Raw genomic sequence first — 12,437 nt, forward strand, 5'->3', positions numbered from 1 at the left:
TCACCGGCGTCAGGGCGTGTGGGCCGAAGCATCGCCCTGCCCCAGCGTGGAGCCGGGACCGGCGGCGATGACGACCTTGCTGCCGGGGCGCAGATGGTTGATGCCGTCCGTCACGACCCTGTCCCCGTCCTGAAGGCCGGAGGTGATGACGGTGTAGTGGTCATCATTGTGGCCAAGACCGACGGGGCGGATGGCGACGGTCATGTCCCCCTGCACGACATAGACGAAGGCTCCGTCAGGCCCCGTCTGTATGGCACTGCCGGGGACGACGAGGGCGTTCTTCAGGGTCTGGACCAGCAGGCGGGCATTGACGAACTCGTTGGGGAAGAGGCGTTCATTCTCGTTGGGGAAGATGCCACGCAGGCGCACCGTGCCCGTGGCGGTGTCGATCTGGCTGTCCAGTGCGTTGACGGTCCCCGTAGCCAGCTTGTGGTTGTTGTCGCTGCTCCAGGCCTCCACCGTCAGGTGGGGGTGGGCGTTCAGCTGGGCCTGCACTTCCGGCAGGTTGTTCTGCGGCAGGGTGAAGATGACGGAGATGGGCTGCATCTGTGTCAGGGTCGTCAGGCCGCCGGACTGTCCGACGGTGACATAGTTGCCGACGTCCAGCGCACGGATGCCGACCCTGCCATCGACCGGAGCGATGATGTGGCAGTACATGAGGTTCAGTTCCGCATTGAGAACATTGGCCTCATCAAAGGCGACCTGCCCTTCCAGCTGCTTGACGGTGAACTCCTGGTCCCGTGCCACCATGGCGGAGGTGGAGTTCTGCTTGATCAGCTTCTGGTAACGGGCATTGTCCACGCGGGCCTTGGCCAGCTGGGCACGGTCCGCATCCAGCGTTCCCTGATACTGGTGGAGGGTGGCGACATAGGGGCGGGGGTCGATCAGTTCCAGCTCGTCCCCACGGTGGACGTGCTGCCCCTCCTGATAATAGACGGCCAGAATGTGCCCGCTGACACGGGGGGTTATGGTCACGTTTGTGACGGGCACGACCGTGCCGAGCAGTTGGAGGATGACGGGCATGTCAGCCCGGTGGGCGGCCTCCACGGCCACGGCCTGCGGTGCCTCGCCGTGACTGTGGGTGACGTGGCTGTCATCACCGCATGAACGCAGGAGGAAGAAGGCCAGAACCAGCAGAAGGCAGCCTCCGATGAACCACCATTTTTTCCCCTTTCTGGCAGGACCGGATTCCATAGACGGGGCAACACTCATGGCAGTAGGACACTCCTGTGGCGGGAATGGTAAAGATTCATCACAATATCGACATAATGCCGGGAAGTCTGGCGCATATTAATGATAATGGAGCAGAAATGCACCTTAACATTCTGTATTCATAAAAATACCGTCTCTTCCCTTCGGGAGGGGCGACTCCCCCTTGAAGAATGTCCATATGGGCTGCATATCTGCTGCGTGGTGCCTCTTCATGCGGGGCATGAGGGGTATCATGGATGAACCGATGCACAGCGCATGTGACGCTGAGGAGAGATGGACATGGTTGATACAACCTCTATGAAGGCTGAAGGCTTCGTGCAGGAGGCCAAGGGCCGGGTGAAGGATGCGGTCGGAGCGATCTCTGGTGATGCGGCCATGCAGGCAGGCGGCAAGATCGACCAGCTTGGCGGCCGTGCGAAGCATGAGTTTGCCGATCTCTATGATGCTCATGAGAGCCGCCTCGAGGCCGTGACGGCCTTCATCCAGGAGCGTCCGCTCGTGTCCCTCGGGATCGTGGCCCTGGTGGGACTGGTGATCGGCCGTCTCTTCTTCAGGAAGCGTGGTTAAGAAACAGGACAGGAGGCCAGAGAGGGTCCATGCAGTGGTATTACGAGCGTGATGGTCAGCAGGTCGGGCCGGTATCGCAGACCGAGATGGTCCGGCTGATCGTCCATCGTCGTATCCGTCCGCAGACCCTCGTCTGGCATCCGGGCTTCGGGGATGAGTGGCGGCCCGCCAGCAAGGCGGGGCTTGTGGCTCCATCCTCCAGCGTGAGGATCATGCTCACGAGGGGCGGTACGTCCAGCACCCCGGCTGTGGCCACAGGGGAGCAGGGCAACGTGTCCTCCATGTGGGCGTGGCTCATGCTGGTTCCGGGGCTGGTGGACCTGTTCCTGCTCGTGGCGGGGCAGCAGACGCGCTGGGCTGTCACGCCCGGTCGCCCGGTGACGGGCATTTGCATCTATGCCATCCTTTTCCTGACCCTGATGAAGGACCGTCAGACGCTTTCCCGTGCGGGGGTCAGACCGCCGTCCTTCTGGTGGTGGCTGTTCCTGCCTGGCTATTTCTGGTGCCGCCGCAAGGTGCTGCGCCGGGGGAGTGCCCTGTTTGCCGCCTGCCTGTTTCTGGGCTTCGTGGAGGCAGCTACCCTTCTTTCCAGCCCGCCTCCGGGCTTTGAACCGTTTCTGCTCAGCCAGAAGCAGAAACCCGCCGCCGCACCGCATGAGATGCCTGACGGCCCGAAGAAAGAGGCTCCACGGCAGCAGGATCATGCCGGGGCAGGTGATCCGTCTTCTTCCTCCGAGGAACAGATACAACTCTGACGGGTAGTGGGGAAAACGGGACGTTCCGTTCAGGTGCGGACGGAAAAATTTCCTTCTTGACTCATTTTATTTTTCAAAAGGTCTTTTCTTTCGAGTCGGAGTGATTCAGAATCGGCACGGATGAATGACGTGCCGTATGAAGCGAACGGAAGAAGGACCCTCATGCCGGATTACAGCCTCGAAGGACAGTATGACGGGCATGTGGCCGGTGTGGATGAGGTCGGCCGTGGCCCTCTGGCAGGGCCGGTCGTGGCGGCTGCGGTGGTGTTCCGTGTTCCGCCGTCTCCTTACCTGTCCGGGCTGCTGGATGATTCCAAGAAGCTGACGGTCCGGCGGCGTGAGAAGGCTCATGCGGCCCTGCTGGCTGACAGGACGGTCTGTGCCGCCCTAGGGGCGGCCTCGGTCCCTGAGATTGACCGTCTGAACATAGGCCAGGCCTGCCATCTGGCGATGCGTCGGGCCATGTATCGCCTTGCTGAGGAGCTGGGAGAATGGCCGGTGGCTGCCCTGATTGACGGCAACCGTGCGCCGGAGCTGCCCTGCCTGGTGGAGACGGTCGTCAGGGGGGATGGCAGGAGCCTTTCCATTGCTGCGGCCTCCATCCTTGCCAAGGTCGTGCGGGACAGGCTGATGGCCCGTCTTGCCGTCCGGCATGGCGACTATGGCTGGGAACGGAATGCCGGATACGGCACGGCACATCATCTGACAGGACTGAAAGAAGAGGGGATAACCCTTCATCACAGGCGCAGTTTTGCTCCCGTGAAGCAGATGATCGCAGCAAAGGTTCACGCAGCATGAAAGCGGATATGCCCCTTGACAGAATCCTACGTGGGGAATGTGTGGAGGTGATGAAAACCCTCCCGGATGCAAGCGTGAACTGCGTGTTTGCCGATCCGCCCTATAACCTCCAGTTGCGAGGGGAGCTGCGTCGTCCCGATGAGACCGTGGTGGATGGCGTGGATGATGACTGGGACAAGTTCGCCGGTTATGAGGCCTATGATCATTTCACGCGGGCCTGGCTGGGAGAGGCACGCCGTCTGCTGCACAAGGACGGCACCATCTGGGTGATCGGCTCATACCACAACATCTTCCGTCTCGGGACGATCATGCAGGACCTGGGGTTCTGGATCCTCAATGACATCATCTGGCGGAAATCGAACCCGATGCCGAATTTCCGGGGCCGCCGTTTCACGAACGCTCATGAGACCCTGATCTGGGCGGCCCGTGGCCCGGAAAGCCGGTACCGTTTCAACTATCAGGCGATGAAGGCCCTGAATGAGGACCTTCAGATGCGTTCAGACTGGTATCTGCCGCTCTGCACGGGCAATGAACGCCTGAAGAACGAACATGGTCTGAAGCTGCATCCGACCCAGAAGCCGGAAAGCCTCCTGCATCGCACCCTTCTGGCCTCGACCGTGGCGGATGACGTGGTGCTGGACCCTTTCTGTGGCACGGGGACGACACCAGCCGTGGCCAAGAAGCTGGGGCGTCGTTATCTCGCCATCGAGCGTCATCCGGATTACATCAGGGCGGCGGAGGCCCGTCTGGAGCGCGTGGAGGTCCTCCCGGCCGAACAGCTGGAGATCACCCCTGCGAAGAGGGAGCTGCCTCGCATTCCGTTCGGGTCTTTCGTGGAGAATGGCAGCCTTCCGGCTGGCACGATCGTCTATGACCGTCAACGCCGTCTGAAGGCCCGTGTCTCCCCGGACGGGACGCTCGTTTCCGGCCAGCATCGGGGATCCATCCACAAACTGGGTGCCCTGCTGACCAATGCGGCCTCCTGCAATGGATGGACATTCTGGCATTTCGAGCGTGACGGCAAGTTCCTGCCCATCGACACGCTGCGTCAGGAAACGCACGAGCTGCGCCGCACGGCCTGAGAATGGGACTGCCCGAGAGGAAAGAGACGCATGTTTGAGAGATATACCGAGCTGTTCATCGTGGCCATCGCTGCGGTCTTTGCCATCCTGTTCCATGTGATCATCATGCGTCCGCAGAAGAAGTCCGCCTTCGTCTGTTTCTGCTGGGACCTGCTGATTTTTCTCATCTGTTTTGCAGGCATTTCGATCATCTATTACAGTGCACTGCCGCTCATGGCCGCAGGCTGAGTTTCCCCGATCACGGATACCCATGAAAAAGCCCTTCTTCGGCAGAGCCGGAGAAGGGCTTTGGTGTAAGGGCTGCGGGGAAGAGGTCGTCAGTGCCGGGCCTGCCGGGCCGTCCGGGAAGAGGACGTGCTCCTGTGGCGGGTGTGTGCCACGGGGTGGGCCGTGTGTACAGGGTGGCTGCCTGTCCCCTGGGAGGCGGGACCGTTGAAACCGAGGAACCCGACGGATGGGACCGGATGGCCACGGTCTTCCACGATGGGTGGAGCCTTGGCCGTGAGGGCCGCCCGACCGTCAATGGCGATGTGCCCGGTCGGTGTTTCTTCATGCTCGACATTGGTGACGAGCCGACCGTCCGGGTTGTATGTCCTCAGGGACAGGAGCTGGAACATGATGTCATTCCGGCCAAGGTCGATGGCGAGGTCCAGCGGTGTCTGTTCCAGCACGTTACGGGCGTTGATGTCCGCCCCCCGGCTGAGGGCCTCCTTGGCACCGATGAGCGATCCACGGTTGATGGCATCAAACAGGGCCGCCGTCGGGTTGATGTCCATGCGGGCATGGCTGCTGTCCCCATTGTCGCTGTCGGCACCGGGCAGGGCGGATGGTGGTGCGGCACGGCGGGCATCCTTGCGGGCCTCGGCCTGTTTCTGGGCGTCCATGGCGTCCTGCTCGGCCTCGGCTTCATCGGCAGACTGCGCATGGGCACGGTGGGGTGGAACCACCATGGAGACAGCCGCGAGACCGATGGCAAAAGCGAGACGGGGCAGGAATGAACTCAATGGGCGCATGATCGGGAACAGTGCCTTCTCTTCTACCAGCTGTGGGGATGGAGCCGGGTATATCATCTCAAGCATTGGCGGAGCCTGTCAAATTCGCAGGGATGCAGGCCACAACACGGGATCATGCCCGTTCTACCGTCCTTCACGCCACCAGCCAAGGGCCATCAGTGCAAGAATGAGGACGAGGGCGAGCCACCCCGGCAGAAAGGCCGTGCTGGTACTCCCTGTGGAGAGGGGAGCCTGATGGAGTGGCAGTCCGGCCCAGTCCGACCCGTGCAGGGCATGGCCTTCCACGACCTGTCTGATGGCTGGCGTGCCACCGGCCCCGAGCCAGAACACGCCTCCACCTGACCGCCCCGTCAGTGAAGACAGCTTCGTGGCAGTGCTGCGGAGGTCCTGATCTTCCAGAGGGTTGGCATCGGGCAGGGCTACGGTGGTGTTCAGGCCTCCCTGCTGGATGGTCCATATCTGTCCCGTCTGGTCGGAAAGGACGGGCAGGGACATGGACCCGGACCAGAGGCCCTGATGGTCAGGTTCCGGAGAGAGGGTGAGGGACGAGTGGTGACCGTCCGGACCGATGATGTCAGCCTGCACGTCATGCAACGGCGTCAGGCTGGTGCGGGTGACGGAGAGCCGCCCCTGCTCGATGTGGGCGTCCAGCTGGTCCTCTTCCAGCTCGGGTTCCTTCATCAGCCAGTGTGACAGGCGGCGGAGCAGCTCGGCCTGTGGTCCGCCTCCCTTCTCGCCACGGGACCACAGCCATATCTGGTCGGAGAGCAGCATGGCGACACGGCCCTGGCCCCGCTGGTCCAGTATGAGCAGGGGTGACCCGGAAGGCGTGGAGAGCAGGGTCCGCCCCTGTGTCTGGTCGGTACGGAGTGCCCTGTACCACGGCCCCCATTCCCGGCCCCACGGACCATTTTCCGGCAGGGCCTGCGTGACGGGATGGGAAAGTCCCAGAGCCGTGCGTCGGGGGGAGAAAGGCTGTGTGATGATGGCGTCATCCGCCGGAATGTGGGCCGGGAGGATGGACCCTACGGGCGTGTCCTGAAGGGTTCCCGGCTGTGTCATTTCCGGCCCGCCGACGACGAGCAGTCCACCACCCTTGCGCACGTAATGGGCGATGTTCTCCAGATAGCTTTCCGGCAGGATGTTCTGGTTGCGGAAGCCGTCTAGGATGATGAGGTCGAAGCTGTTGATCTTCTGGGCGAAGAGTTCATGCGTGGGGAAAGGGATCAGGGCGAGATCGGAGAGGGGCGTGTCATCTTCCGTGTCGGGAGAGCGCAGGATGGTGAAGTGGACCAGATCGACGGATGGATCCGCTTTCAGCAGTGTCCGCCAGACACGGGCACCCTGGTTGGGCACGCCGGAGACGAGCAGGACCCGCAGCCTGTCCCGGACACCCTGAAGCCGTATGATCGTGCTGTTGTTCCGTAGGGAGGCTTCCCCCTTGAGGGGGGAGGCCGTGAGTTCTTTCAGGGTGATTCCGGCATGGGTGACGGGAACGTCCAGCTCCACGGGCTGGCCGCTCTTCGTGTGGGCCAGTACGTCCGTCTGCCCATCCGGGCGGTGCTCCAGAATGTCCACGGGCTGTCCGTCAGGCGTGCCCAGATCGTCCACCTGGACACGGATGTGGGCCGTCTGCCCGATGATGACATAGGGCGGAGCACTGAGAACCCGCAGCCGCCGGTCCGTTTCTTCCCCCCGTGCGGAGAGCAGGAGGTGCAGGGGGATGATGCGTCCCGTGGCATCCTTGAGGGAAGGCGGCAGCTGATCGGGAATGTCATGGTCCATTCCGTCCGTCAGCAGGAAGATTCCGGCCGGACTGTTCAGTGACAGGGCCGCATGGTCTATGGCCTCGAAGAGGCGTGTGCCCTGTCCGCCACCACCGGGAACTTCAATCTGGTGGAGGGTCAGCCCGTGCAGTTTCCGGCCCTGTTCCAGCAGCTGGCTGCGGGCCTGTTCCACGAGTTTCCGTCTTTCTCCGATGCTCATGGAGGGAGACACGTCCACCACGAGGAGGGCGTCCTGTGGCTGGGTCTGCATGTGGGGGTGCGTCAGGCGGGGGTTGGCCAGCCAGAGCAGCCCGAGAAGGATCGCTCCCGTCCGCCATGCGACACCCCGTCCGCCCCGGATGGTTCCGTAAAGGCCGGGCAGAAGAGAGATGACGGCGAGTGCTGCCAGCAGCCAGAGAGGCAGGAATGGTGCCCAGATGATGGAGGACAGTATGCCTGTCATGGAGCCTCGCTTTCATCGGTTCCGTCCGGGCTGTCATCGTCCCCGTTCCTGAGGCGTTTCAGCATTTCCGGGTAGTGACGCTGGTCGTTCTTGTAGTTTCCTGTCAGGGCATAGATGATGGTGTTGAAGCCGAAGCGGTAGGCCAGAGTACGCTGGCTTTCCCCGTCCGGAATGACGGCAAAGGGATGTTCTCCGTTCTGGTCCACGGCCCAGGCGTGTGCCCAGTCGGCATTGCCGATGATGACGGGGCTGACATCTTCGCTGTCTTCATTTCCCTGTCGGGCGACATAGACGGGCTGACCGGCGATGCGGCCGGGGAAATCATGCAGCAGGTAGAAGGTGTGGGACAGGGTGTGCTGGTCGTTCAGGGTGGTGAGGGGCGGTATGGGCAGCCCTTCCGTGGCGGCCCGGAGGGCTGTGCGGGTGGCGTGGCCATCCGTGCCATCCATGTCGCTCCCGGCTCCCATCTCGTCAATCAGGATCATGCCATTATGCTGGATGTAGTTCTTCAGGGCGGCCCTACCGGCAGCATCCAGACGGGTTCCGGGTGTGATAGGCCAGTAGAGGAGAGGATAGAAGGCCAGATCATCCTGCCCCGGCACGACCCCCACGGGACTGTCCAGATGGGTGGTGCTGCGCTGGTTCAGGAAGCGTGTCAGGCCTTCCAGCCCCTGCTGGACGGCATCATCCGTCGCACTGTCACCGGTCTGGACATGGGCGAGACGGATGGCCAGGGCCGCCGGGGGGACAGACTGTGAGGCGGGAGCTGTCTGGTCGGTCGTGGCGGCCTGGAGGGGCTGGATGCCAAGCAGTCCAATCCCCAGACAGAGGGCTGCGGATCGGGAGAAACGGAACAGGCCGGAACGGGCAAGGGACAAGAGAAGGTCCAGAAGCAGCAGCCCCAGAGCCGGCAGCATGAGGATCGGCCAGAGCGGCCGTTCCGGCACGGCCTGTCCGGCTGGCCTGATCTGGCCTAGGGCGGGTTCATCCGCCAGCGGTGGCTGGTGGTCGGCCAGATTGAGCGGATGATGCTGTGCGGCCCCGCCATAGAAGCCGACGGGGTGCAGGGCCTCGACGGACTGTCCGTCCATCCTGAGTACCGGCCGGACGGTCGGTGGTGGTGGGACGAGTGTCTTGTCGGAATTCAGGATCCGCCACGGGGCCAGACTGTCTGACGGGGCATGGTCTGAAATATCCCGTTTCTGCATGACGGGTGTGCGGGTGACGAGGCGTTCCATCATCTGGGGGAACAGGCCGGAGAGGGGCAGGCTGGACCAGTCCGCCGTTGGCGTGACGTGGAAAAGAATGATCAGCCCCTGCCCTTCCTGCCGGGCGGTCACGAGGGGGGTGCCGTCCGTCAGTGTGGCCCAGACGTGGCGGGACAGATCGTCCGTGGGCTGGGCCAGAAGCTGACGGGAAATGGTGGCGTCATCCGGAACGGTCAGTCCGGCGAAAGGGGTGTCCGCTGGGAAGGGGGCTAGCTTCTGGGGGCTGCCCCACGACATCGGGCCGCCGAGCTGTCTCATGCCGGAGAGGAGCGGCACGGGCAGAAGGGCGGCCTCGTCCCCCTGCATGTCCTGCTGGCTCTGTCTGGCCAGTTCCGGTCCGGCAAAGCGGATCAGGATTCCGCCCTTGCGGACCCAGCCGAGCATGTCTTTCAGGGCGGTCCCGGAGAGGGAGCCATCCGTGGCGATGATGATGTCTGGGTGGCGAGGCAGGAGGCTGTCCAGAGATCCTTCCTGATAGGGGGTGATGGCCTGCATGGCCCGGGCCAGATAGAAACTACTGCCTGTTAGCGGCGTGTCGTCGCCGCTGGTGCGCAACAGGCCCACCCGGTGCTGCTCCGCCCTGCCGGGCAGGAGGACCATGCCCGCCGGGCCGGGAACGGAGGGAAGACTGAAGGCATCGGCCTGGTCCGGGTCAGGCAGGGTATGCCGGGTTCCGGTGGAAAGCGATGCGGCGGACCGTCCGGCAAGATGGCCGTCTTTTTCCAGCGTCATGCCCAGCAGGCGGAGTGTCCGTTTCGGGCAGTCGGGGAGCGTTTCAGCCAGTGCCGTCAGCTGGCGGTTCTGCTGGACGGAAAGACGGATGAGGTCGCAGCGGGGCCAGCGTATGTCATCGGTGTGGTGTGCCGGATGAAGGGCCGCACGCAGGGCGTCATCCCCCGGCTGGGCCAGACCGTCAGACAGGCTGATCACGGTGGCTTCATGCAGGTCTTGGGCGAGGCCCTGCATCTGCCGTGCGAGGGCCTGCCGGTCTCCCGGCCATGTATGGGGCGACAGACCGGAAAGGAACTGTTGCAGGGCGGCCCGGTCGGCAGGCTGGAAGGGACGGGGCATGTGGCCGTCCGCATCCGGCGTGCTGAGCAGCAGGGTGACCTGTCCGCCGGAGCGGAGTGTGGCTTCTCCCAGGGCGAGGGCGGTCTGCCTGCGTTCTTCCCAGTGAGGGATGGCCGCCCAGCCGTCATCCAGAATGAGGACCAGTTTCTGCGGGGGCTGCCGGTCCTGCCGGGGAATGAGGAGGGGGCGGGAGAAGGCCAGGATGAGCAGGGTCAGGGCGGTCAGGCGCAGGAGAAGGAGCCAGAGCGGCGTGCGGGCCGCATCCTGCCTGACGGGCGAGAGGGACCGGAGAAGGACGAGGGATGGGAAACGCTGTTTCCGGGGCTGTGGCGGGATTGCCCGGACCAGCCACCACAGGGCGGGCAGGAGAAGAAGGAACAGTAGCAGGTAGGGAGACAGGAACGTCATGAATGCCCCCGCAGGAAGTGGTGGCAGGCGGCCAGTACGGGCAGGGCGGGCTGGTCCGTGACATGGAAGCGGAAGAAAGGCGTCTGTCCCCGTCCAGCCCTTTTGAACTGGCGGAAATGGTCCGTCAGTCGAGTCTGGTAGGCGTCATGGAGGCTTTCCGTGGCGGGAAGGGTCAGGTCAGGTTCCGCCTCGCAGCTCGTGAACTGGACGGACCCGCTGAACGGCAGGTGGTGTTCCTGCGGGTCCAGCACGGCCAGCAGGGCGGTGCGGCCGGGATGGGTGGCCAGACAGGCAAGGAAGTGCTGCACCATGCTCTCATCCCAGAGGAAGTCACTGACCACCAGAAGGGCGGCGCGAGGTGGCATGCCAGCAAGGCCGGGCAGCACGGCGTCCTGTCCAGTTCCGTCCCGGGTGGGAAGCTGCATGAGGGCATGGGCCAGACGGGACAGGGCCTGATGGCCCGAGAAACGGGGCCGGGAGCCGGGGATGCCCACATCCTCTCCACCCAGCAGGGCTGCCTGCCCGAGGGCGAGGGCGTCCCCCAAGGCGGCCTCATGTTTCGTGGGCAGGGAGGCGGCGGACCGCCATCGCATGGAGGCGGAGGGATCGACCCAGATGAAGAGTGGCCGGGGGGTGTGCTGTTCCTGTTCACGGACCCATAGCAGGTCCGGTTCCGGTGACCGGGCGGACTGTTTCCAGTCGATCAGGGACGCCGGTTCCGTCGGCTGGTGGGGGCGGAACTGCCAGAATTCATGGCCATCTCCCGCCCTGCGGTTGCCGTGCGGTCCGCTGCGCAGCTGCCGTGCCAGCCCGTGGGCTGACAGGACCAGCTCCGGCAGGGACACATGATGAGGGGGCGTGTCGTGCTCTTTGCGGGAGCCGAACAGCCGCCGGAAGAAGGAAGGTGAGCTGGCCATGTCCGTGTTTCTGAAACCGCCGTGATGAAGCCGGTCTAGCCGAGACGTTTCAGCTGCCCGGCGATGAGCTGTCTGGCATTCACGCCCTGCGTCTGTGCGGCGAAACTGATGCCCAGACGGTGCGCCAGCACGGGCTCGGCCAGAACACGCACATCCTCAAGGGAGGGGGACAGACGGCCATGCAGCATGGCCCGTGCCCGGCTGGCCATCATCAGGGCCTGCGCCGCACGGGGGCCGGGGCCGTAATCCAGTGACTGGCGGACCTCGTCACTGGCGGTGTCATCCTGTGGCCGCAGGCCCCGGACAATGTTCAGGATGGCATCAAGGACCGTCTCGCCGACGGGCAGCGTGCGGACGAGCTTCTGCGTCGTGAGGAGGTCTGCCGTGGAGAACAGACGGTCCGCCTTCCGTTTCGTGGCTCCGGTCGTCTGGAGCAGCATCCGTCTCTCCGCAGCCCGTGCGGGGAAATCCAGCGGAATGCGCATCATGAAGCGGTCAAGCTGGGCTTCCGGCAGGGGGTAGGTGCCTTCCTGCTCGATGGGGTTCTGCGTGGCCAGAACATGGAACGGCTTCGGCAGTGCCCATGTCTTGCCGCCCTGCGTGACGTGTCCTTCCGCCATGGCCTGGAGGAGGGCGGACTGGGTGCGGGGGCTGGCACGGTTGATCTCGTCCGCCAGGACAAGCTGGCCGAAGAGCGGGCCGTGGAGGAAACGGAAATGCCGTCTGCCCTGCTCGTCCTGTTCAAGGATTTCTGCCCCGGTGATGTCGGACGGCATGAGGTCCGGCGTGAACTGGATGCGGCTGTCCTCGAGACCCAGAACATGGGCACAGGTGTTCACCAGCAGCGTCTTGCCGAGGCCGGGAGCCCCCAGCAGCAGGGCATGGCCGCCACCCAGAAGGGTCGTGAGAACGTTCTCGATGACCGTCTCCTGGCCGAGGACGATCTGGCCGATCTCCTGCGTGAGGGCTTTCAGCCGGGGGGCCAGTCCATCAAAGGTGAGGACGGTTTCATCATGGTGAAGGCCCTCACCCTGGGGGGGAGCTGAGCCGGATGCGGAAGAGTTCTGGGTCATTACAGGTTCTGAAACAGAGGATTAGGGGCTTTTAACAGGCCAGG

The 12,437-nt window shown here is 63.8% G+C and carries 11 protein-coding genes; 5 read left to right on the forward strand and 6 right to left on the reverse strand.

Annotated features, from left to right (window positions below; genetic code table 11):
* Positions 1-9 precede the first annotated feature (9 nt).
* The gene (locus tag CPA56_RS06275) at positions 10-1,212 is read right to left on the reverse strand and encodes an efflux RND transporter periplasmic adaptor subunit (RefSeq protein ID WP_182041152.1); all 1,203 of its coding nucleotides are present in this window, start codon (positions 1,210-1,212) and stop codon (positions 10-12) included.
* Positions 1,213-1,491: 279 nt separating this feature from the next.
* Here CPA56_RS06275 and CPA56_RS06280 point away from each other — a divergent pair, with 279 nt between their 5' ends.
* From CPA56_RS06280 to CPA56_RS06300, 5 genes are all read left to right on the forward strand, one after another.
* Positions 1,492-1,779 (forward strand): CsbD family protein, encoded by a 288-nt coding sequence (locus tag CPA56_RS06280; protein ID WP_182041153.1) that lies wholly within the window; start codon positions 1,492-1,494, stop codon positions 1,777-1,779.
* A 29-nt stretch (positions 1,780-1,808) separates the two neighbouring features.
* Positions 1,809-2,534, forward strand: coding sequence for a DUF4339 domain-containing protein (locus tag CPA56_RS06285; protein ID WP_182041154.1), 726 nt, complete (start codon positions 1,809-1,811; stop codon positions 2,532-2,534).
* A 162-nt stretch (positions 2,535-2,696) separates the two neighbouring features.
* Positions 2,697-3,332, forward strand: a complete 636-nt coding sequence (locus tag CPA56_RS06290) for a ribonuclease HII (protein WP_182041155.1) — start codon at positions 2,697-2,699, stop codon at positions 3,330-3,332.
* The gene (locus CPA56_RS06295; RefSeq protein WP_182041156.1) at positions 3,329-4,414 is read left to right on the forward strand and encodes a site-specific DNA-methyltransferase; all 1,086 of its coding nucleotides are present in this window, start codon (positions 3,329-3,331) and stop codon (positions 4,412-4,414) included. Before CPA56_RS06290 ends, CPA56_RS06295 begins: the two co-directional genes overlap by 4 nt.
* A 30-nt stretch (positions 4,415-4,444) precedes the next feature.
* Positions 4,445-4,642, forward strand: a complete 198-nt coding sequence (locus CPA56_RS06300) for a hypothetical protein (protein ID WP_182041157.1) — start codon at positions 4,445-4,447, stop codon at positions 4,640-4,642.
* An 89-nt stretch (positions 4,643-4,731) separates the two neighbouring features.
* Here the strand turns inward: CPA56_RS06300 and CPA56_RS06305 are convergent, their stop codons facing one another.
* Genes CPA56_RS06305 through CPA56_RS06325 form a run of 5 tightly spaced genes read right to left on the reverse strand, consistent with a single transcriptional unit; the run spans position 4,732 to position 12,393 of the window.
* A complete protein-coding gene (locus CPA56_RS06305) occupies positions 4,732-5,493 on the reverse strand; it encodes an ankyrin repeat domain-containing protein (protein WP_326831305.1) in 762 nt (253 codons plus the stop codon).
* Positions 5,494-5,550: 57 nt separating this feature from the next.
* Positions 5,551-7,656, reverse strand: a complete 2,106-nt coding sequence (locus CPA56_RS06310) for a glutamine amidotransferase (RefSeq protein WP_182041158.1) — start codon at positions 7,654-7,656, stop codon at positions 5,551-5,553.
* Positions 7,653-10,403: a DUF4159 domain-containing protein gene (locus CPA56_RS06315; RefSeq protein ID WP_182041159.1), complete on the reverse strand. Its 2,751-nt coding sequence runs from the start codon at positions 10,401-10,403 to the stop codon at positions 7,653-7,655. The genes CPA56_RS06310 and CPA56_RS06315 overlap by 4 nt, the downstream gene beginning before the upstream one ends.
* Positions 10,400-11,320 (reverse strand): DUF58 domain-containing protein, encoded by a 921-nt coding sequence (locus CPA56_RS06320; protein ID WP_182041160.1) that lies wholly within the window; start codon positions 11,318-11,320, stop codon positions 10,400-10,402. The genes CPA56_RS06315 and CPA56_RS06320 overlap by 4 nt, the downstream gene beginning before the upstream one ends.
* A gap of 35 nt (positions 11,321-11,355) precedes the next feature.
* Positions 11,356-12,393, reverse strand: a complete 1,038-nt coding sequence (locus tag CPA56_RS06325) for an AAA family ATPase (protein WP_182041161.1) — start codon at positions 12,391-12,393, stop codon at positions 11,356-11,358.
* Positions 12,394-12,437: the final 44 nt, after the last annotated feature.

This window comes from Bombella mellum (assembly GCF_014048465.1).
Lineage (GTDB): Bacteria > Pseudomonadota > Alphaproteobacteria > Acetobacterales > Acetobacteraceae > Bombella > Bombella mellum.

Bases quoted from the DNA above. Each gene is read 5' to 3' on its own strand.
- CPA56_RS06275 (WP_182041152.1), bottom strand. From the start codon at position 1,212: ATGAGTGTTGCCCCGTCTATGGAATCCGGTCCTGCCAGAAAGGGGAAA.
- CPA56_RS06280 (WP_182041153.1), top strand. From the start codon at position 1,492: ATGGTTGATACAACCTCTATGAAGGCTGAAGGCTTCGTGCAGGAGGCC.
- CPA56_RS06285 (WP_182041154.1), top strand. From the start codon at position 1,809: ATGCAGTGGTATTACGAGCGTGATGGTCAGCAGGTCGGGCCGGTATCG.
- CPA56_RS06290 (WP_182041155.1), top strand. From the start codon at position 2,697: ATGCCGGATTACAGCCTCGAAGGACAGTATGACGGGCATGTGGCCGGT.
- CPA56_RS06295 (WP_182041156.1), top strand. From the start codon at position 3,329: ATGAAAGCGGATATGCCCCTTGACAGAATCCTACGTGGGGAATGTGTG.
- CPA56_RS06300 (WP_182041157.1), top strand. From the start codon at position 4,445: ATGTTTGAGAGATATACCGAGCTGTTCATCGTGGCCATCGCTGCGGTC.
- CPA56_RS06305 (WP_326831305.1), bottom strand. From the start codon at position 5,493: ATGCTTGAGATGATATACCCGGCTCCATCCCCACAGCTGGTAGAAGAG.
- CPA56_RS06310 (WP_182041158.1), bottom strand. From the start codon at position 7,656: ATGACAGGCATACTGTCCTCCATCATCTGGGCACCATTCCTGCCTCTC.
- CPA56_RS06315 (WP_182041159.1), bottom strand. From the start codon at position 10,403: ATGACGTTCCTGTCTCCCTACCTGCTACTGTTCCTTCTTCTCCTGCCC.
- CPA56_RS06320 (WP_182041160.1), bottom strand. From the start codon at position 11,320: ATGGCCAGCTCACCTTCCTTCTTCCGGCGGCTGTTCGGCTCCCGCAAA.
- CPA56_RS06325 (WP_182041161.1), bottom strand. From the start codon at position 12,393: ATGACCCAGAACTCTTCCGCATCCGGCTCAGCTCCCCCCCAGGGTGAG.